This window comes from Methylomonas sp. MED-D (assembly GCF_050276835.1).
GTDB lineage: Bacteria > Pseudomonadota > Gammaproteobacteria > Methylococcales > Methylomonadaceae > Methylomonas > Methylomonas koyamae_A.
The window spans coordinates 1,563,949-1,582,832 of sequence record NZ_CP189965.1 but is presented as its reverse complement, the minus strand read 5'-3'; the positions used below and the strand labels follow the sequence as shown (position 1 = coordinate 1,582,832).

The window sequence follows — 18,884 nt, the reverse complement described above, 5'->3', positions numbered from 1 at the left end:
TTTATTTGAGTCCATAGCGCACTACCAAATCGACAAATGCGGGATTTCTGCCCGCCCCCTTAATCACTCCATTCTGAGTATAGGAATAAACTTGTGAGCCATCCGGCATTGTCTGCGAAAACCAGCTTTTCCCATATTTATCAACACCTATAAAATTGGCGATCTCATTTGATAACTTAGTTAAAAGCTCACGGTTTGCGATGGAATCTTCTAATTTTCCTTCTTTTCCAGAGAAAATATGATTCGCCAGTTTTCCAGTTGGAATTGTATTCTTAAATCCCCCGCTAATAGCAAATAACCCAGCCTCCTCCAAACTCACCGGGGTAAACACCGCCGGCAACAAGGACATTTGGACACCAGGCAGTTGGAATACGTCTTGAGCCAAGCTACTCGATTGCCCGTAGTAACTGGGGAACGGCGTCCTACCAAACCACGATAACGCGCTGTCTAAATAGCCTCCGATTTGCCGCGTCAAGCTCGCTTCCGCCCAAGTTCCCGTCGGATCGGTATAGCTGACCGGATTGCCGTTGGCATAAGTATACACATTGGTGCCGCCTTCCAGGCCGATCAGGTCGGGTTGCAGGTAGCGGCCGGCGCGGGGCGAGAAGTAGCGGGTGTGGTTGTAGTGCAGGCCGGAGTAGGCGTCGTAGTATTGGCCGGGGTAGCGCAGGTTGAAGGTGGTCTTCACGCCGTCGCCGTCCGGGTCTTCCAGGGCCGGGGTATCGCCGTAGGGGGCGACCGGCCAAGCCCAGATCTGCTGGGTCAGATCGCCGGCCGCCCGGCGCAAAAAGCGCGGGGTGTTGGTGAAGTCGGTTTCGATGTAGGCCAGGTTGACCAGACTGCCATCCGGCCGCTGGTCGATGACCGCCAGCGGGATGTCGCCCAGCCTGCTCCGATTAGCGAAGCGTAATCGGAGACATACCAACCATTCGTCCGATTACGCCGCGCTAATCGGACCTACGGTCCTTGTGCTAAGAAACTGCTTTTATTTCAGGTAACTCAGATTCAAACCGGCAGACAAATAGTTTAACTGCATCTATAAATTCTTGTTTTCCAATCTCAAATGGCAAGCTGAAACTCTTATCCATCCAAACAGATGAGATAAATATAAAAGCATCTTTCACTCTGACTTCAAGGATCGGCGACTCCTCATAATCCATCGAGTCATATTTGAAATCCTCTGAACAACCCCGAGAAACCCAAGATTTTAGCGCCGAATACAACTCAGCCAATAAAATATCTTCCTCATCGAAAATAATATTTTCATCAACTGAAATTACCAATCGACCTTCAGTCTCAGAGAAAGCCTTGTTTGTTATTGGCAAACAAGGCTTTTGCGCAATTTCAAAATCTATTGTGCATTTACAGGGAAAGCGTTCCATATTTTACCGTCATTACCAACTATTACTCTAACTGATGTTTGGCCTTTTGAACCAATCTCCCTTCCTAAATCAATAACAACACGGAAAGAATCATCAACGTTATTTGTCATAAATTTAGCATTAGGTGAACGTAACGCTTCAGCTACGACTGATTGAATATCATCAAAACTATTTGTATTAAATTTCGCTGCTCGTTGAGCAGTGGAGTCTAATAAATGCTTATTTTTCGGTGTCCATGCCACAACGTTATCAGCGGCTTTAAACGCAGAGCTAGATGCATTAGCTAATGCACTTCCACTGTTTGCAACTTTACTCGTATCCCTAATTGTATCGGTAATCTTGCCAACTTTTCCTAGGAGACCGCCACCCGTCGCCCCCCAAAGCAGCGGAAATACCAACATCTCCCCAGTTGACGGCGCCAATATCACCGCCGTTGCTGAACATCTGCAAACCAAAATCAAAGGTTGCGCCAACAAACGCCCCCAACAACGCGAAAGTCCCGGTCGGATCGGTATAGCTGACCGGATTGCCGTTGGCGTAAGTATAGACGTTGGTGCCGCCTTCCAGGCCGATCAGGTCGGGCTGCAGGTAGCGGCCGGCGCGGGGCGAGAAGTAGCGGGTGTGGTTGTAGTGCAGGCCGGAGAAGGCGTCGTAGTATTGGCCGGGGTAACGCAGGTTGAAGGTGGTCTTCGCGCCGTCGCCGTCCGGGTTCTTCCAGGGCCGGGGTATCGCCCAGCCTGCTCCGATTAGCGAAGCGTAATCGGATCTACGGTCTTTAAATTTAGATTACGCGAATCCACAGCGATACCACATCGCCATTTTCCAACAAAACCAAAATCGCTCCTGGAGCAAATTCAATAGCTTTACCAAAGGCATCAGACTTACCTATGCACAACCATCGTTCCATTTCGTTGAAATAAGCATCCCAATTAGTTTCGTTTATCCTGGTTGAAACACCTGTGTCAGGCAAACATCCACTTTTCACGTAAAGATCGCATTTTTTTGTCTCGGGTGGAACATTGCTGGTGCTTTTCCACGTCGTATGGGGACAAAACCCCCATACACCTAACAACAAGCCATCGCTACTCAATGACAAGTTAAGATCATTAATAAGTAACGGTGAATAGCTATCATACCTAGGCGTAAAATCGAAGGAATATTCAGCTACATCGTACCTAATTTCTATTTCTTTACTTGACCATTTATCACCAACATTAAATTCCACAGCCATCCTAATACACAAAATTAAAGTGATATATCGTTTTAGTTTCCGGATGGACAACTAATTCCCACGTGCCGTTAGATCCCCTAAAAGATCCTGGAACATCGTATCTAAGAGCTCCTGGCACACCACCTGGATCAGCAATACCCCTGCCTGAAGAAATTATCTCTTTAATTGTGTTTGGTGAGTTCATATAAGGCCTAGCTAACTCCCCTTTATTCGCGCCCTTTTTAACGAGGTCATTGATATGATTTCCAACAGTTTTAGTGTAATTGAATTCACCAACTTTTAGAACATCATCAACCTTAGTGGCTACAGTCCTAGTAACACTCCAAACTCCCGCTTCCTCAAGGCCCAGCGGCGTAAACATCGCCGGCAACAAGGACATTTGGACACCAGGCAGTTGGAATACGTCTTGAGCCAAGCTACTCGATTGCCCGTAGTAACTGGGAAACGGCGTCCTACCAAACCACGATAACGCGCATCTAAATAGCCGCCGATTTGCCGCATCAAGCTCGCTTCCGCCCAAGTCCCCGTCGGATCGGTATAGCTGACCGGATTGCCGTTGGCGTAAGTATACACATTGGTGCCGCCTTCCAGACCGATCAGGTCGGGTTGCAGGTAGCGGCCGGCGCGGGGCGAGAAGTAGCGGGTGTGGTTGTAGTGCAGGCCGGAGTAGGCGTCGTAGTATTGGCCAGGGTAGCGCAGGTTGAAGGCGATCTTCACGCCGTCGCCGTCCGGGTCTTCCAGGGCCGGGGTATCGCCGTAGGGGGCGATCGGCCAGGCCCGGATCGCTTGGGTCAGCTCGCCGGCCGCCCGGCGCAAAAAGCGCGGGGTGTTGGTGAAGTCGGTTTCGATGTAGGCCAGTTTGACCAGACTTCCGTCCGGCCGTTGGTCGATGACCGCCAGCGGGATGTCGCCCAACTTGCGTAGGAGGAATGAATTAAATACATGCGTCCGATTACGCTTCGCTAATCGGACCTACGGTCCTATAGCAACAGGTGGATTGCGCCGCGAATCACCCGGCAAAATCACAATAATCCGCCGCGCGGTCGTAGGCGAGCCGCAATCGAAATGCCACATACGGCGGAACCGCGATTCGTTCCACCTTACGAGATTTACCCAGCCGGCAACACTTCTTACGGCATTGGTATGTTATTACAATCGTCTTTTTCACTAAAATTATTTAGTGTTGCATAACGTAACTTTTCGTGTATTAAATTTTTAATTAATTCGGTGAATTGATTAAAATCACCAGCCTCCCAACTAATTCCAAGCATAAATAAGCAAATAGAAACTCCATTTGCATCTTCAAAAACCACAACATCTTTAGGCTGTAAGCTACAATCCAAAAGCACACTGGGTTTTACGCTACAAGACATATTGTTTGCCAAAGCATAATTTTCCACTGCTGAAATGATTTCAGCTTTATTTGCTTCATAGCGAGAAACAAATGAAAATTCGCTAGGCCTTTGAAAATCAAGCCGCTTAATATAAAAAACATCACACCCGTTCAAGCTAATTATTAAAATAAAAAACCAGAACCTAGGCATAAGCGGTAACCGTAAAAATTGATAACAGCATTAATACACACATTCTTCTGAAAGAGGGTCTATCTGCATTCATTACTTTTTATATTATTTAGTGCTAGTTGTATTTTTATCGGTTGCATCAATAGCTTGTGCGGGTCATGCAGTCCTATGCAACATACCCAATAATCTATATATCATTGAACTTTATATGAAATAATTTACGAACTAGCACCAAAGGTTATTACAAAGTTTCATTTTCTAGAAAATGCATCCACATCATAATTGTCACCACGGAGACTGAGGGGACGAATACGGCCCAACTTCATTCCAGTTCGCACTCCCTCCCCATAACCCATTGAAGATTAATCCTGCTGTACCACCTAAAAGATTTGATGGCAGATATAAGGGGCCAAGTTGTTCACCTTGTATTGTATGTTGAAACTCGTGATTACCTACTAAATTGCCATTTTTAAATTTCTTAGTAGGACCAAAATCAGATGCATATGAAATTGTATTTCCAATAGTAATTGCACTTCCGCTTCGCATGAATGGATGGTTGGTAAATTCAATTGCATTGTTACCGGCACTAACATTAGCCCCAAACAACGCCCCAATACCACCCCAAATACCGCCAATAACTGTATTAGCGCCATTCCATATTTTACCTACAAAACTGCCTACACCATCTTGAAAACCCGAAGAAATTGAACTAAAACCCGATGATATTGAAGAGAACATTGAAGAAAAAAATGAGGTGAATTCTCCCAAAATACTTTCAGTCCCGGTCGGATCGGTATAGCTGACCGGATTGCCGTTGGCGTAAGTATAGACATTGGTGCCGCCTTCCAGGCCGATCAGGTCGGGTTGCAGGTAGCGGCCGGCGCGGGGCGAGAAGTAGCGGGTGTGGTTGTAGTGCAGGCCGGAGAAGGCGTCGTAGTATTGGCCGGGGTAGCGCAGGTTGAAGGTGGTCTTCACGCCGTCGCCGTCCGGGTCTTCCAGGGCCGGGGTGTCGCCGTAGGGGGCGATCGGCCAGGCCCAAACTGCTTTTCCAGGATCACCCCCTTCTTTTCTCAAATAACGCGGGGTGTTGGTGAAGTCGGTTTCGATGTAATGTGTCGCGATATGCGAGCCGTTGGCGTCCAGATCAATCACCGCCACGGGGATATCTCCTAGCCAAATATAATTGCGTTGCCGACCCGATCCGTATTCGTAGATTAGACGATCGGACTGGTCGTAAAAATACCGCACGGTACCCGACCCGCCGGTTTTATACACTCTACGCCGAGCGCCATCATAGTAGTAGTTCTCTCGCCCGGACGCGTTTTTGAAGTACGTCATGGTCCGATCCGCGCCGTATCCGTATTCGTTGCCGGCTATGCCGGTCACGAAGCCGGACAGGTCGTAGCCGTAGCTGACGTTGACGCTGCCGTCCGGCGCCGGATTAAAGGTTTCGGTACTCAAGCGGTTGTCGATGTAACGAAAAGTGTCGCCGCGCATGAGGGCACCCGCGGCATTGTAATTTTCCAGGCGCTGTAAATTGCCGTTGTTGTCGTGGTCGAGCACGGTACGTTGCTGACTTTGCGTGGTGGTTTGCAAGTTCAGATGGTCTAAATCGTCATAACCAAAACTAAGACTCCCATAGCCCGATACACGGTTACGGTCGTCGTATCTGACGTCGTAAGCATAAACAGGGGTTCCGTCAGCTTTGTTGGCACTAATCGACGATAGGCGACCACCGGCATCGCGATCCCGCCGGTAGCGTATGCCGTTGCCGAGAACCATGCTCCGAAGCCGCCCGATCAAAGGTTGGTATGTGATTTCGGCTGCTAACGTATTGGTACCGCCCGACGGGAATAGCGCGCGCACCGTGGCAATCCGGCCATCGTTCCCGTATCCGTATTGAATCGCCAACCCGCCGGGGTAGGTTAAGCGCTCCGGTCGCCCTTGACCGTCCGCGCCAACGCCGTATTGAACGGACAATTTGTCCGTGCCTCCGCCGTTGGGAATCGCTTGTTCCATTTCGAGTAGATCGCCCCGACCGTTGTATTTAAAACGATCGGTAACCACTAAACCGCCATGGGACGCTGCGTGTGTTTTTGTCCGTGCGCTCAACCGCCCGATGTACGCCGTTGGATCAAGGGGATTGCTATCGACCATTTGCACATCCCAAACTTGCACCAGCGAACCGCCATCCGAATAGTCAATCCGGGTCAAGCGGTCCAGCGCATCGTATTGTTTGACCGCGCTATGGCCGTCGCTGTCCGCCCGGTAGGTTTCGTTGCCGGCCTTGTCGTATTCCGAACCGCGGTTGCCGAAGTCCGGCGAGTCTTCGTCGGTGTGCTTGCCGAGTTCGTTGTTGCTTAATAGCGTGGTGGCGTTCACCGGATCGACGACTTGCTTGACTCGGCCGGCCACGTCGTAGTCCAGGCTGAATAGCGGGGTTTGCGCGCCCAGCGTGCCATTGCTCAGCAGCGGCGCCCTGGCCCGGTCGCTGATTTGATCGAGGCCGGTGTAGAAGCTCAGGTCGCAAGTTTCACCGCTCAGGCAACTGCGTTCCAGCAGGTTGTTGGCGTTGTGTTTCAGTTCCCGGTTCCAGCCGCCGCTACCGTCCGAGGCGGTCAACAGCAGGCCTTTGTCGTCGAAGGATTGGTGCCAGGTCTGTGGGTTGTCGCCGCTACGGCTGGCGACGGTGTGCAGGACCTTGCCCCGGCTATCGCGTTGATATTCGACGCTGTCGGTAATGCCGTCGTGGGTCAGGCTGACGGTCTTGACCGAACCGGCCGGGGTATAGGTGTAGTGGAGTACGCTGTTGTCCGGCCGGGTCAGGGTTTTCAAACGGCCGTCGGTGTAGTAGTCGTAACGGGTCACGTCGTTGCCGACCGTGACGGTCTTGGGTTGACGTAGCGCGTTGTACGACGTGACGGTGTGAACGCCGTTGATGTCGGACTGATCGGTAACTTGGCCGTGGGCGTTGACGCTTACGACTTCACTCACGTGATCCAGCGCGTCGGTGGTTTTCCACAGGTCGCCGTTGCTGCGGTAGTCGGTGACGCTGGCGCCGTTTTCCGGGCGCGGCCCGGTTTTGACGACGCGCAGCGTGACATGGGTGTTGGGATCGTAGTTGTAGCTGACATCGGTTTGGTGGCAGGTTTTGGAATTGGCCGGACAGGCGTCGTTGACCAAGGCTTCCGAGGCGGGGCGCACTATTTCGCGGGTGAGGTGGCCTTGATCGTTGTAGCGCCAATCCTTGGCGACTTCGCCAACCACTTCCGAGGTTTTCAGCGGGAAGCGGCTGTCCCAGGTACGGGTGGTGGTGCGGGCTTCGGCGGTGCCGTCGGCTTCGGTTTCGGTCAGAGGCAGGCCGTTGCTGTTGTAGGTAAAGCGGGTGACCCGGTTGAGGTAATCGGTGCGGGTCAGCATGTCGCCGTTTTTCTGCCAGGTGTAGCCTTGGTAGTCGGCGTCGCAGCCGGCGCAACGGGTGCTGACGGCGACCGGTCTATAAAGAAAAGCCGCGTCGGTGTCGGTACAATTGATGCATTTGAAGGATCGGAAATAGGGTACCGAGCGATAGGCACTCGAATCTGAATCGGTAAATTGCTCGGTCAGTTTGTATTTGGTGGGACTCGAGTTAAGAACTAAACCGCGCTTTTGTAGCAAGTTCTTCGCGTTATGGCCGGCACGGGTGATTTGAGAGTAGGTTGGAAAAAGAGTCCCGCAGAGCCAATCAAATTTGACATCCAAGACTGTTTGCCCGGCTTCTTGAACTTTGCTCAGATAAGAAAACGCGTTAGGTATCCCGCCAGGACTGGAATTACAATCGACGGTCGTCACCGTGGCATAAGTCCTGACGAGCGCCGCCGAAGCCCCATCGGCGGCGGGCAATGTAATGGTTCGCGGGCTAGCGGTGAAGTTGTAACGGTAAACCTGATTGTCCGGATCGGTGACCGACGACAGCACGGCGGAGGTATATTGAAAACTTAAGCGGCGGCCGCTCGGTATGTGAGTCACTTCGCTGACGCGGTACGGCGAGCTGGTTTGATAGGTGACGCGGTGTTCTATCCCGGAACGATCGAACCGGGCCGCCAAGCGGCTTTTACTGTCGTACGCTTCGCGAATCCCGGTTTTAAAATTGGTATATACCCATTTGTAGGTGACGCCGTTAACAGACCCGTTTTTAACCAGAGTATCGTGTATGTCTCTGGCATAAGGCTTCAGGTTCTCCATGAACTTGGTGCAAATCCCCATCGTGCAAACACTGATAGTTCGATTGCCGGAGGATCCACCATAGTTGAGATGGTCTATCAGACAACTGGAGTAGCTATGAGTCCACTCCCCATTCATGGCGGCTTGATAGTCGCAGTCTTCCGCCATGATGCTTCGCGGCGAGGTACTGAACCGGGTAAACTCCAATGGAAACTGGCCTTCGCCCCGATAGTCGGTTTCCTTCAGCAGTGTCGCGCCATACAGCGGCTCGGTTTGAAATTCCACTTGAGGTACGCGGTTCTTGTCCGATTGTTCGACTTGCATCTGTCCCGCCAATTGCTCGTAAGGCAAACCGGGATCGGGATACGCGTTAGCCGAAAGCAAGCACATTCCAACGACTATTATCAGCAATCGACTAGACAGGGTAGCAAGCATGTTGTCTCCTTAATCAGTATTTATCCAAACGGCAGCACCCGTATTAACGCGTTTAATCAGCGGCGCACATTTTGTAAGACGATTGAGAAACGAAAATCCCCCAACTCCATTCGAATTTTTTTTGCGTCGTCACGCGCCTAATATCGCGTCGACAAGCAGTCCAACGGGAACTTATGAATTCAGGGGGGCAACCACCCTCTAACCCGAAATTGGATTAGAGGCGTCTCAGGATTCGCGGGAGAATCGACCAGACGTATCTCTCCCCCTGACCAAGCCGCAATAGCAATCCGAAAACACAGTACAACCTCTAAAGCCCGCACCTACAGGCCGCGTAAGCGCTTGTCAAAATAAATCGGACGGTTTGGCGTCTTTTCGATGCTGGTGCGTTTCATAGGAAACCCTAAACTCAAGGAGACCCTATGACCGCATCGCTAAAACATCCGCTCTTATTGACCGCCGCGTTGCTGGCTTGCGAAGTGCGCGCCGCCGACCCGAGCTACGCCTTCGACATCCCGGCGCAAGATCTGGCGGGCGCGCTGCAAAAACTGGCCGCGCAATCCGGCAAGCAAGTCTTTTACGCTCACGACAGTGTCGCCGGCCGCCGCGCGCCCGCCTTGCAAGGTTCCATAACCTTAGCCGAGGCCGCCGCCAAATTACTGGCCGGCACCGGCCTGAGCTATTCGGTTGCCGGGGACGGCTCGCTGGCGATTAAGCCGCTCGGCGGCGATGCGACGATGATGGCGCCGGTCAATGTAATCGGTAAAGCCGCTTACGATTCCAGCGATCCCTACAACACCGATTACCGCCTTCCCAACGCCACCACCGCCACCAAGACCGACACGCCCATCATGGACACGCCGGTGTCGATCCAAGTGGTACCTAAGGCCGTACTGGCCGACAAACAATCCATCACCCTGCCCGATGCGGTCAACGGCCACGTCAGCGGCGTGCTGGGCCGCACCGGCGGCGGCTATCTGTACGACAATTTCATCATCCGCGGCCTGGCCGGCTCGGGATTCGGCGATGCCTACCGCAACGGCTTGTTCAACCGCCAGGACGTTTACGACATCGCCAATATCGAGCAGGTGGAAATCGTCAAAGGGCCGGCGGCGGTATTGTACGGACGCATCGAACCCGGCGGCCTGGTCAATTACGTGACCAAAAAGCCGTTGGATACCGCGTATTATTCGGTCCAGCAACAATTCGGCAGTTACGATCAATACCGCACGCTGATCGACGCGACCGGCCCGCTGGATGCCGACAAAACCGTGCTGTACCGCCTGAATGGCTCCTACCTGGACAGCCAATCGTTCCGGGAGTTTGTCGGTAACGAACGCTATTTCGTGGCGCCGAAACTCAGCTGGCGGCCCAATGAAAAATTCGAAACCAATCTGGAGCTGGAATACAAGCGCGACCGCTTCAACGCCGACTTCGGGATTCCGGCCATCGACCATCGCCCGGCGCCGATTCCGATCACCCGCACGCTGAAGGACGGCGCGCAACGCCAGTTGATGGAAAGCAAGCTAGTCGGCTTCGACTGGACCTATCATTTCAACGACGATTGGAAAATCACCCAGCGTTATTTATTCAAGGATTGGTCTTTGAGCGGACCGACCCTGTTCAATTTCGGCGGTCTGCGCGAGGAAGACGGACACTTGTTTTTAGACCGCACCGCCTCCAAAGGCGTGCAGGACATCATGACCCATTCCGGCAATATCGACTTGAACGGCAAATTCGAAATCCTGGGCAGCCGGCATAACCTGCTGATCGGCGTCGACGGTTTTCATGCGACAACCGAGTCGAATTCGGCGCGAGCGGCGGTCGCGGGAATCGACATCTTCGCGCCGGTTTACGGCCAAGTCGATTTCAACGCCCTGCCCGCCGACAACGCGTTCTTCTACCGTAAGGAATCCTGGATAGGCGCTTACGTTCAAGACCAAATCACGCTGTTCGACCGCCTGCACATCCTGCTCGGCGGCCGATACGACAACGTCAGCACCGGCGGCCGGTTTTCGCCGGTCTCGCTGGCGGCTGCCCAAGCCGGCCGGGTCAAGCAAGAAGACAACGCCTTCAGCCCCCGCGCCGGTGTCGTCTACCGGGCCCAAGACTGGCTATCGCTGTACGGCAGCTACACCGAGTCGTTCAGCGCCAACAACGGCCTCTCCGGCACTGGCCAACGCTTCGATCCGCAGCAAGGCCAACAGTACGAAGTCGGCATCAAGACCGAATCGGCCGATCGGAAATTTTCGTCGACCTTGGCGTTTTTCCATTTGACCAAAAGCAATCTGCTGACCGACGATCCCCATCAAGCCGATCCCAATTTTCAGATTCTGGCCGGCAAGATCCGTAGCAAAGGCATAGAACTGGACTTGGCCGGACAAGTTACCGACCAACTGCATCTGCTTGGCACATATGCGTATACGCAAGCCAATTACATTGAGGACTTCGACGGACTGCAAGGCAAACGCCTGGAAAACGTACCCAGGCACCAAGGCAGTTTGTGGGGCACGTGGCAATTTAACGACGCGTTTAAAGCGGGCCTGGGCGTCGTAACGGTCGGCAAGCGACCAGGCGATTCGGATAATTCTTACTACATGCCCGGCTATGTCCGTTTGGATGCAATGGCCGCATATACCCAACGTTTCGGCCAACAACGCTTGACGGCTCAGTTGAATGTCAACAACCTGTTGGACAAACGCTATTACGCCAACTCCGACGGCAGCAGTCTGGGCGCGATTCCCGGTTATCCGGTCAATGTGATGGGTTCGTTGAAGTACGAGTTTTAAGCCGAAACCAGCGATCCGAGCGCCCGACGACATCTCCCGCCGGGCGCTGTCCTCCATGGAGAAACCCGGATAAAACCAAGATTGGCCCTCGAGTGGCAGCGGACAAACAATCGACTTGACTTAACCAACAAATCGGCGTAACAAGCGGGAGTAATTCAGTCGGTTGATCTTGGTTTCAACCGTTGGAGTTTCGGGTTTCCCTAGTCATTTCGAGTCTCCTCATGAGCGATTTGTCCGTTACCAGCGCGCTGCAATCCGGCTTTCAACAGCTGAGTTCGGTCTCGGCCAAACGAAATGCCGAGCAAGCCGAACAGCTGGCCCAATCCTTAAGGAAACAAGCCGATTCCGCTCAAGCCATGGCGGATAAATACGAGGAAAAAGCGCTGGCGTTGGATAGCCGAGCCAATCAGGCGCAAGTCAAATCGGACGACCTGAATAACCGTTTGACGCTGAGCAACGCTTTCCGCCAAGCCGGCGAGCAAGTGACCAAAATCGTCAACGAAGCCGAAGTACAGCCGGCGACCTATTCGGCGTCGGGTTTGACGACGACGGCCGGCGATACTTCGGCAACCGGTGTCGGCGGCAATATCGATACCGTGGCCTAGCCTGCTCGTTTTGGTCGAGGCATCGTCCTTCAAGGCTAATTCAGTCGGCGTCCCGCAAGCATTTCAAGCGACCAAGCCGGTCCGCGGCGCATAGGTTTCGGGGAAATCCGCGATTGCCAAATGTGAACGGCGAATTCGGTCAGGCCCTCGCCGACCTCAGCCCATCCACCCATCGGAAACATCAGCCTGTAGGGCGCGCGCCACTGTAACCGGCGGACGGCTAAAGCCCCGGCATGCCGACATAACCCGGTTGACGGCCGATTCGCTGCAACCACGCGCCAATATGCCGGTATTCGTCTAACGCTATGCCGGCCTGCGAAGCCAGCGCGACATAAGGATAGCAAGCCACATCGGCGATACTGATGCGGCCGTTCGCCAGCCACTCGCGGTTTTCCAACCGTTGCTCCAACACCGCCAAACCACGCTTGCCCAGTTCTTGGCATTGGCCGATGTCCCACGGCCTACCGAACAAATTAGCCGCCCGGGCCCGCGCCAAGCCGTATAGCAGCTCGTTTTGAGCGAGCGCTAACCACTGCATGACTTCGGCTAAGGCAGAAGGCTCCAGGGGCAACCAATGCGGCGCGCCGTATTGCCTGGCCAAATAGACCAAAATGGCCGTCGAATCCCAAAGCCTGATCTCGCCGTCCTGCAAAACCGGAATCTGACCGCGCGGATTGAGTTGCAAGAATTCCGGGCTTCGATTTTCTTGCCTAGCCAAATCAATAGGCACCGTTTCGTATTCGAGTCCCAGCAAACCGCAAAATAAGCGGATTTTGTAGCAATTGCCGGACAGCAGCATATCGTAGAGCTTCAAGGTGGTTCTCCCAAGGGTAGGCAACGAAGGTTTAGCATAAACGCCTTGACCTCTAACATCAAAAATCTCGGCAAACACCAAGAAACGTTTTTGCTCGACCTAAAGGGGATTTGGCCGAATTTGCCAATGAAACCACCCTACCCCTCCACAACATCAAATTCGCTCCAGGGACTGTCAAATTGTCCGTACCGCGCATCGAGTTTTCCTATATGATGGGTCTCGGTAGGGCAGACACCTTACCTAACCCAATGCGATAAACCAAACCTTCAAGCAGCACGGATTCGCTTTACGTTCTCAGGGTCTTCATCGACGCTCGGGCAGAACGCCTATCCCATTCGCACGGACGTGAACCCCATTGCCACTCATGGTGTCCATGCTTCAGCCTATATGCTGAAACGGCGCAATTTTTAGTCATTGGCTCCTTCCTACTTTTCATAAAACGCATACATCATGAATCTACTCAAAATTGCAGCACTCATTTTCGTTTTCGCAACCTCATTCGCGGCGAGCAGCACTGCGGCGCTTGCCGAAGAAACCGCCAGCAGCCCGGCGGCAGCCACCGCCGAAATCATTTCGCGGATCGAAAAAGGCTTGGTCGAAGTCAGCAAAAGCGATTTCTCGGCCGCTCAAGTTCAGTTAAAAGCCGCGCGCTTTGCCTCAGAAGCGATTGCCGGCAGCTCCGAAACCGCTAAGAAAGCCCACGCAACCTTGATGCAAGGACAAATTCAAGCCAAGAAAGGCGACATCCAAAAAGCCACTGAAGAATTAAACAAAGCGATAGCGCTGTATAAATCGCTTTAATACACCCTAGGCGCGAGGCGAGCTGTCATCAGACGTATCTCCGTCACGGGGATTTAATACAAGCTCAGCCGCCTCCCCAACTGCTTTAGCACCGGTATAACGGCTTGAACGTTTTGCCGGTTTTCGAGAGCCCTCGGCGGTGGGTTTGATGCTCGAAGCCATCGGCCGGGTACCAATCGATCGTCTCGCCCTAGCCTCTCCGGTCCTAGGGCCACGCGCACTCATCCCCCAAACCCGCCAAAATTCGAACTCGGTCCATACCGGCGGCCACCCGCCAAGCTCGGCGATACCAACGATCATCGACCAGCCGCGCCATCTCGGCTTCGCTGGGTAAAACCGCCGCATCCAAAAACGAAGCAGTGGCCGGATGATAACGACCAATACAAATGTCGAAGGCCAAGCGCTCGGCATTGTCCCGGTAATGTCCCCGATGCAGCACTTGCGCATCGAATAGCAAGGCATCGCCGGGCTCCAGCCCGATCAATAGGCTGCCGGGCAGATCGTCGCCTTGACGATAACCGTTAGTTTCGAAGCGCACATTCCGCTCCAGCTCGCTGTCCCAACGGCAATGACTGCCGGGCACCAACGCCACGCCGCGTTCCGCGATCAACGGTACCCGCACATGCAAGGCCAGTAACCGGCCCTGCTCCGCGCGTTGCGTGCTATCGTCCACGTCGCTGTATTGCAGATCCCGGTGCCAGTACGGCGCCTGGCCGGGATCGAGGGGATTGAAAAACAACTGGGTATTGTGAAAGTAGAGCGTGTCGCCGAATAGGCTTTCCAGCCAGAGCGCAAGGCAAGGCTGAGCGATCCAGTCAAACAAGGCTAAGCGCTGTCCCGGTTCTCCGAGAAAATAGCGAGTGTCGGTCAAACCATACATATTCACCAAGCGATTGGCGATCATCAACGCCCGGTTTTCAGCCAACCACGCTCGATAAATCCGTTCGACTATCGCTTTCAGCTCCGCGATCTGCGTTTGGGAAAACAGGCTTCGGACCAGCAAATAGCCTTGCGTGTCGAAGGTTTTGGCGTTGCGGTATGAATCGTTCATCAGTGTTCGCCAATCGGAAAGTGATGGACCGTGGTCGTCGCCGGCATCAACGAGCCGCCGGCCGAATGTCCGAGGACGCCGGCCAGCGATCATCCTGGCTAAGCCTTAATCAGCCGGTACCGCTCGGCCATGGCACTTAGCGGCACGACCTTGATTTTTCCGGCGTGCCCGGCCGAGCCGAACGCTTCGTAACGGGATTGACACAAAGCCTGCATCGCGTCCCTGGCGGCTTGGTAGGTCTTGCGGGCGTCCAGTTCGGCGGCCTGTTCGGGCTGAGCTAGAAACCGGCGCATCGCGCCGGTGGACGCCATCCGCAGATCGGTATCGATATTGACTTTGCGGACGCCGTATCGGATGCCTTCGACGATCTCGGCGATCGGCACGCCGTAGGTCTCGGGAATCGCGCCGCCGTATTCGTTGATGACTTGCAACCATTCCCCCGGCACCGAACTGGAACCGTGCATGACAAAATGCAGGTTCGGCAGCCGTTGTTGCAATACCTTCAGACGGCTGATCACCAATACTTCGCCGGTGGGCGGCTTGCTGAACTTATAAGCGCCGTGACTGGTGCCGATGGCAACCGCCAGCGCATCAACCCCGGTACGCGCGACGAACTCGACCGCCTCGTCGGGATCGGTCAGCAAACGGCTGTGTTCGACGTCCGAACGGTTTTCCAGCGATCCCAAACAACCGATCTCGCCTTCCACCGACACCCCGCAGGCGTGCGCCATCGCGACGACCTGCCGGGTGACCTCGACGTTGTACTCGAACGAAGCGGGCGTTTTCATATCCTCCAATAGCGAGCCATCCATCATCACCGAGCTAAAACCGGATTGGATCGCTTGCGCGCAAATCGCCGGCGCCGGCGCGTGGTCGCGATGCATGACGACCGGGATATGCGGATATTGTTCGACGGCGGCCAAAACCAAATGGCGCAGGAACACTTCGCCGGCATAACGGTTGGCGCCGGCCGAGCCTTGCATGATGACCGGGCTGTCGCAAGCATGCGCCGCCGCCATGATGGCCTGGACTTGCTCCATATTGCTGACGTTGAAGGCCGGCACCGCGAAACCGTGCTCGGCCGCGTAATCCAGAATTTGTCGTAACGACGCTAATGCCATCAGGCGCTCCTTAAACTTTTATCGTAAATGTCGCCGCGCCCATCCGGCGGACGCGGCGCGCCATCGTAATGGCATTGCCGAGAATTCGCCAGCGCCGCGTCGCCGAATTCAACGACACAGCGATTCGCGGCGTACACGGCCTCGGCCCAATGGGATGAATTGCCTACTCGGCCGTTACTTAGCCTTTGCCGGTTTTCCCGGCGAGCGGCACAACTGCTAAAATACGCCCCCATTGCCGCCAAGGCGCTCATTCCTCCATTCGCTGATTTTCCACACTATCGAAACCTTATGAAACTCGAAAAATCTTCCCGCTTTTCCGCCTGTCCCGGCCCCGTGGTCACCATCGTACTGGACGGCGTCGGTATTTCGCCGCGCGAGGACGGCGATGCGGTCAAAACCGCCCGTACCCCAACCCTGGATAAGCTGATGGCCAGTTATCCGATGATTGCGCTACGCGCGCACGGCACCGCGGTCGGCATGCCCAGCGACGAGGACATGGGTAACAGCGAAGTCGGCCACAATGCCTTCGGTGCCGGCCGGGTATTTGCCCAAGGCGCCAAGCTGGTCGCCGAATCCATCGCCAGCGGCCACTTATGGCAAGGCCATGCTTGGCATGAGGTGGTCGCCACCGCCAAACAAGGCGGCACCTTGCATTTCCTGGGTCTGTTCTCCGACGGCAACGTGCATTCGCACATCGACCATTTGAAAGCGATGATCGAGCGTGCCAAGCAAGAAGGTGTTGCGAAAGTTCGCCTGCATATCCTGCTGGACGGCCGCGATGTCGGCGAAACCTCGGCTTTGGAGTACGTCGATCCGTTCGAAGCTTATCTGGACGGCTTGCGCGGCGCGGATTTCGACGTGGCGATTGCGTCCGGCGGCGGGCGGATGCAAATCACGATGGACCGCTACGAAGCGGATTGGTCCATGGTCAAGCGCGGCTGGGACATTCACGTGCTGGGTTTGGGCCGGCAGTTTGCCAGCGCCCACGAAGCCATCGAAACCTTCCGCAACGAAGCCAATGTCATCGACCAGGACTTACCGGGCTTCGTGATCGCCAAGGATGGCAAACCGCTGGGTACCATCGTGGACGGCGACGCGGTAGTGTTCTTCAACTTTCGCGGCGACCGCGCCATCGAGATTTCCCGCGCCTTTACCGAAGAGTCATTCAGCCCGTTCGAGCGCGGCCCGCTGCCGAAAGTGACTTACGCCGGTATGATGCAATACGACGGCGACACCAAACTACCGCCGCGCTTTTTGGTCGAGCCGCCCACCATTGATCGCACACTGGGCGAATATCTCGCCAAAAACGGCATCAGCCAATACGCCATCAGCGAAACCCAAAAATTCGGTCATGTGACTTATTTCTGGAACGGCAACCGCTCCGGCAAATTCGACGATTCCTTGGAAACCTACGTCGAAATCCCCAGCGACGTGGTGCCGTTCGAACAACGGCCGTGGATGAAGTGCGCCGAGATTACCGATACGTTGATAGCCGCGGTGCGCAGCGGTAACTACAAATACCTGCGGGTCAATTACGCCAACGGCGACATGGTCGGCCACACCGGCAATTTCGAAGCGGCGGTCACCGCGATGCAAGGTCTGGATTTGCAATTGGCGCGTTTGATTCCGGTGATTCTGGAAATGAACGGTACCGCGATCATCACCGCCGATCACGGCAACGCCGACGAAATGTACGAGCTAGACAAAAAAGGTAATGTGGTCAGAAATGCCGAGGGCCGCACCAAGGCCAAAACCTCTCACACCTTGAATCCGGTGCCGTTCGTGTTGGTGTCAGGGGAGAATCCCGGCTACAGATTGCGCGGCGACATCGCGGCGCCGGGCTTGTCGAATTCGGCCGCGACTATTCTGAATTTGTTGGGCTTCGAAGCGCCGGACGACTACGACCCGAGTTTAATCGAGGCGGTCTAAGCAAACCGGTTGCCGCGCCGCTTGCGGTTGGCGCGGCAACCGACATTCCAAGTACCCGGCAAGTTCGTGAACGTAGGCATCGTTCGACGCTCAAGCCCTCGCCGCGCGGCATGCGATCAGTTCGAACGCAAAGGCAGCCCCATCCAAACGCTAGGCCGACAAGGCCAACGAATCTTCCAACGCAATCTCCAATTCGGCCAGCGTAATCTCGGACAAGCCCAAGCGCGCGGCTTCCTCGCTGCTCGAAACCATTAAGTCCGGCTGCGCGCGCGGTGCGATACCGAGCTTGTAGCAGACCATATCGACCACTCTGACGATCAACTCGACCGTGCCGCTATCGGCGCATTCGGCATGGTGATGAGAACCGGCGACCTTGCAGTAAATTTCCGGCAAATTCCAGGATCGCAATAACCAAGCGCCTTTTGCTTCGTGTTGGCGCGAAATAACTTCTTGTATTAAGTCGTCCGGCAAGTTTAGATCGGGCTCCTTTAGACGCAGGTCTTCCAAGCAGCGTATCAGTAACAACTCGCCGATATCGTGAAACAAACCGGCCATGAAGGCCTCTTCGGCCTGAGCCTGAAAAGCCAGGCGTTTCGCCAACCATTCGCTACCCAACGCCACCGCGACACTGTGCTGCCACAGTTTGGTCATGAATTGCGTGGTGGCCGGATCCTTGGTCGTGAATAGCCCCTTTTGCATCACCAAAGTGGCTATTTGCACAATCTTTGGTAAGCCCAATCGGACAATGGCATCCTTAACCGTATTAATTTTGCTCAGACTGGCATAAAACGACGAGTTGGCGACCCTCAAAATTTGACTGGCCAGACTGGCATCCATCGCAATTTGCTTGGCGATAGCGTCCAGCGAGCGATTCTCGTCTTTTAGTGCCAGCCGCAGTTCGGTGACCGCGCGTGGAAATACCGGCAAGCCGGCAGTTCCGGACGCGATGGTTTCGTCTATCAACTCCGCGAGGGACTTATCGCTCATTATTAGTAGTATTGGG

The 18,884-nt window shown here is 54.4% G+C and carries 15 protein-coding genes and 1 pseudogene; 4 read left to right on the top strand and 12 right to left on the bottom strand.

Features of this window, described 5'->3' with window-relative positions; genetic code table 11:
* Position 1: 1 nt before the first annotated feature.
* From ACQE3E_RS07065 to ACQE3E_RS07030, 8 genes and pseudogenes are all read right to left on the bottom strand, one after another.
* Entirely contained in the window at positions 2–787 is a 786-nt protein-coding gene (locus ACQE3E_RS07065; RefSeq protein ID WP_427501413.1) for an RHS repeat-associated core domain-containing protein, read from the bottom strand.
* Positions 788–971: 184 nt separating this feature from the next.
* Complete coding sequence (locus ACQE3E_RS07060) at positions 972–1,382, bottom strand: hypothetical protein (protein WP_313728596.1); 411 nt, start codon at positions 1,380–1,382, stop codon at positions 972–974.
* Positions 1,352–1,855, bottom strand: coding sequence for a hypothetical protein (locus ACQE3E_RS07055; RefSeq protein ID WP_313728597.1), 504 nt, complete (start codon positions 1,853–1,855; stop codon positions 1,352–1,354). The genes ACQE3E_RS07060 and ACQE3E_RS07055 overlap by 31 nt, the downstream gene beginning before the upstream one ends.
* A gap of 85 nt (positions 1,856–1,940) precedes the next feature.
* Positions 1,941–2,018, bottom strand: a pseudogene (locus ACQE3E_RS07050) (hypothetical protein); the annotation flags it as partial.
* 145 nt (positions 2,019–2,163) lie between these two features.
* Positions 2,164–2,613, bottom strand: a complete 450-nt coding sequence (locus ACQE3E_RS07045) for a hypothetical protein (RefSeq protein WP_313728598.1) — start codon at positions 2,611–2,613, stop codon at positions 2,164–2,166.
* A gap of 303 nt (positions 2,614–2,916) precedes the next feature.
* Entirely contained in the window at positions 2,917–3,528 is a 612-nt protein-coding gene (locus tag ACQE3E_RS07040; RefSeq protein ID WP_313728599.1) for an RHS repeat-associated core domain-containing protein, read from the bottom strand.
* A 215-nt stretch (positions 3,529–3,743) separates the two neighbouring features.
* Entirely contained in the window at positions 3,744–4,157 is a 414-nt protein-coding gene (locus ACQE3E_RS07035; protein WP_157197877.1) for a hypothetical protein, read from the bottom strand.
* 264 nt (positions 4,158–4,421) lie between these two features.
* Positions 4,422–8,723: an RHS repeat-associated core domain-containing protein gene (locus ACQE3E_RS07030; RefSeq protein WP_313728600.1), complete on the bottom strand. Its 4,302-nt coding sequence runs from the start codon at positions 8,721–8,723 to the stop codon at positions 4,422–4,424.
* 470 nt (positions 8,724–9,193) lie between these two features.
* Between ACQE3E_RS07030 and ACQE3E_RS07025 the strand changes: the two genes are divergently transcribed.
* Positions 9,194–11,560: a TonB-dependent siderophore receptor gene (locus ACQE3E_RS07025; RefSeq protein WP_313728601.1), complete on the top strand. Its 2,367-nt coding sequence runs from the start codon at positions 9,194–9,196 to the stop codon at positions 11,558–11,560.
* A gap of 221 nt (positions 11,561–11,781) precedes the next feature.
* Positions 11,782–12,165 (top strand): hypothetical protein, encoded by a 384-nt coding sequence (locus ACQE3E_RS07020; RefSeq protein WP_064026830.1) that lies wholly within the window; start codon positions 11,782–11,784, stop codon positions 12,163–12,165.
* Between the two features lie 220 nt (positions 12,166–12,385).
* On the opposite strand, the gene ACQE3E_RS07015 is transcribed toward ACQE3E_RS07020, so the two are convergent.
* A complete protein-coding gene (locus ACQE3E_RS07015; RefSeq protein ID WP_083385560.1) occupies positions 12,386–12,979 on the bottom strand; it encodes a glutathione S-transferase family protein in 594 nt (197 codons plus the stop codon).
* A 450-nt stretch (positions 12,980–13,429) separates the two neighbouring features.
* Between ACQE3E_RS07015 and ACQE3E_RS07010 the strand changes: the two genes are divergently transcribed.
* Positions 13,430–13,780, top strand: coding sequence for a hypothetical protein (locus tag ACQE3E_RS07010; RefSeq protein ID WP_064026826.1), 351 nt, complete (start codon positions 13,430–13,432; stop codon positions 13,778–13,780).
* Positions 13,781–13,985: 205 nt separating this feature from the next.
* On the opposite strand, the gene ACQE3E_RS07005 is transcribed toward ACQE3E_RS07010, so the two are convergent.
* Positions 13,986–14,831, bottom strand: coding sequence for a phytanoyl-CoA dioxygenase family protein (locus ACQE3E_RS07005; protein WP_427501412.1), 846 nt, complete (start codon positions 14,829–14,831; stop codon positions 13,986–13,988).
* 98 nt (positions 14,832–14,929) lie between these two features.
* A complete protein-coding gene (gene fba, locus ACQE3E_RS07000) occupies positions 14,930–15,952 on the bottom strand; it encodes a class II fructose-bisphosphate aldolase (RefSeq protein ID WP_427501411.1) in 1,023 nt (340 codons plus the stop codon).
* Positions 15,953–16,240: 288 nt separating this feature from the next.
* On the opposite strand from fba, the gene gpmI reads away from it, so the two are divergent.
* Positions 16,241–17,881: a 2,3-bisphosphoglycerate-independent phosphoglycerate mutase gene (gene gpmI, locus ACQE3E_RS06995; RefSeq protein WP_427501410.1), complete on the top strand. Its 1,641-nt coding sequence runs from the start codon at positions 16,241–16,243 to the stop codon at positions 17,879–17,881.
* A gap of 150 nt (positions 17,882–18,031) precedes the next feature.
* Here the strand turns inward: gpmI and ACQE3E_RS06990 are convergent, their stop codons facing one another.
* Positions 18,032–18,868, bottom strand: coding sequence for an HDOD domain-containing protein (locus ACQE3E_RS06990; protein WP_427501409.1), 837 nt, complete (start codon positions 18,866–18,868; stop codon positions 18,032–18,034).
* Positions 18,869–18,884: the final 16 nt, after the last annotated feature.

Excerpts from the sequence above, each read along its gene's own strand:
- ACQE3E_RS07060 (WP_313728596.1), bottom strand. The coding sequence starts at position 1,382 with ATGGAACGCTTTCCCTGTAAATGCACAATAGATTTTGAAATTGCGCAA.
- ACQE3E_RS07045 (WP_313728598.1), bottom strand. The coding sequence starts at position 2,613 with ATGGCTGTGGAATTTAATGTTGGTGATAAATGGTCAAGTAAAGAAATA.
- ACQE3E_RS07035 (WP_157197877.1), bottom strand. The coding sequence starts at position 4,157 with ATGCCTAGGTTCTGGTTTTTTATTTTAATAATTAGCTTGAACGGGTGT.
- ACQE3E_RS07025 (WP_313728601.1), top strand. The coding sequence starts at position 9,194 with ATGACCGCATCGCTAAAACATCCGCTCTTATTGACCGCCGCGTTGCTG.
- ACQE3E_RS07020 (WP_064026830.1), top strand. The coding sequence starts at position 11,782 with ATGAGCGATTTGTCCGTTACCAGCGCGCTGCAATCCGGCTTTCAACAG.
- ACQE3E_RS07010 (WP_064026826.1), top strand. The coding sequence starts at position 13,430 with ATGAATCTACTCAAAATTGCAGCACTCATTTTCGTTTTCGCAACCTCA.
- ACQE3E_RS07005 (WP_427501412.1), bottom strand. The coding sequence starts at position 14,831 with ATGAACGATTCATACCGCAACGCCAAAACCTTCGACACGCAAGGCTAT.
- fba (WP_427501411.1), bottom strand. The coding sequence starts at position 15,952 with ATGGCATTAGCGTCGTTACGACAAATTCTGGATTACGCGGCCGAGCAC.
- gpmI (WP_427501410.1), top strand. The coding sequence starts at position 16,241 with ATGAAACTCGAAAAATCTTCCCGCTTTTCCGCCTGTCCCGGCCCCGTG.
- ACQE3E_RS06990 (WP_427501409.1), bottom strand. The coding sequence starts at position 18,868 with ATGAGCGATAAGTCCCTCGCGGAGTTGATAGACGAAACCATCGCGTCC.